This window comes from uncultured Campylobacter sp. (assembly GCF_938030815.1).
Lineage (GTDB): Bacteria > Campylobacterota > Campylobacteria > Campylobacterales > Campylobacteraceae > Campylobacter_B.
Window position 1 is genome coordinate 1 of the sequence record NZ_CALHII010000272.1, and the last position, 1447, is coordinate 1447.

The 1447-nt window shown below is 51.9% G+C and carries 1 protein-coding gene; it reads right to left on the reverse strand.

Annotation, left to right across the window (positions count from 1 at the left end):
- Window positions 1–1447, reverse strand: a 1447-nt coding sequence (locus tag Q0277_RS10015; protein ID WP_297997687.1) for a molybdopterin-dependent oxidoreductase, incomplete at both ends; no start/stop codon positions are given.

The window sequence follows — 1447 nt, forward strand, 5'->3', positions numbered from 1 at the left end:
TTAGCTGCCCGTGCAGGCGGTATTTTGGATGCGGGGTTATTAAATTTAGCGGATACTTTTGCGTCTTTTGCGCGTTCCCCAGCCACTCCATCGGCTCCATCCAAGTTGGATGCGCAGGGCAGTCGTCCAGCGCCGCTTTGGCGATCTTTTTCGAGACGACCTCGATCCTTCCTGACGGCGTTCCGAGACGGTTTATGATAGGATTTTTTCTAAATTCCTCCATCGCTACGTATTCGTAGGCGTGCTTTGGAATTTCAAATTTCACGAAACCCTTTTTCCAAAACTCCTCAAATTCCGGCATCTTTATCTTCGACGCGTCCGCTTTTTTCTTCGAAGCGTCGTAAAACTGCTTGATCCACTCTATCTCGCTCTTGCCCTCGCTAAACGCCATATACTCCTTCTCGCCGAACTGCTTTAGAATTTCGCAGTAAATTTTATAGTCGTTTTGCGCCTGCTCGTAAGGCTCGGCGATCTTATGCATAGCGATGATAAATTTATTCGTATGCGACTTGGTTATGTCGTCGCGCTCCTGCTCGGTAGTGGCGGGCAAAACGATATCGGCCATGCGCGCACTCGCCGTCCAGAAGCACTCTTGGACTATGAAGGTGTCGAGCTTTTCAAACGTGCGCGCGAGTAAATTCGTATCGGGGTGGTGCAGATACGGGTTGCCGCCCGCCCAGTAAGCAAGCTTGATGTTAGGGTAGGTTATCTTTTTGCAGTTAAAATCTATCTCCTTGCCGGGATTGTTGATGCAATCGCCGATGCGCGAGACGGGGATTGCGATGTTGTCGCGGTTTTTCCATTCGCCCTCGCTAGCAGGCACGATACTCATGCTACCTAAGCCCGGGAAAGCCGAGGAGGTAGTCGCCGCGCCGCTTGAGAGGCTTAGTGCGCTTCCTACCGGAGCTGCGGGGCTAGGGCAGCCGCCGTCGCTGTAATGATAGCCAAAGCCGTATCCACCGCCCGCAAGCCCGATCTGACCTACGAAAGCGGCAAGCACCGTCGCCATCCAGTGGAACTGCTCGCCGTGATGAGCGCGCTGCGGACCCCAGCCACACATTATCATAGTGCGCTTGCTGCCTAAAATTTTAGCCAAGCCCTTGATCTCATCCTCGCTCACGCCGCAAATTTTAGACGCCCACGCCGCGTCTTTTTTGAGCCCATCTTCGCTTTCGCCTCTAAGATAGGCTTTAAATTCCTCCGCGCCGTGAGTGTATTTTTTAAGGAATTTCTCATCCGCAAGCCCTTGCGCCATCATCTCGTAACATATCGCCATCATCATCGCAACGTCGGTGGTAGGGTTGATCGAAATGTGCTCAGAGCCTAAAAATTTAGCGGTGTTATTATATACGGGATCGATCGTGATCACCTTTACGCCGCGCTTTTGCATCTGCTCTTTTAGCTTTGCGAAATACAAATAGCTCTCGTGATCGGGCACTGCCCATGC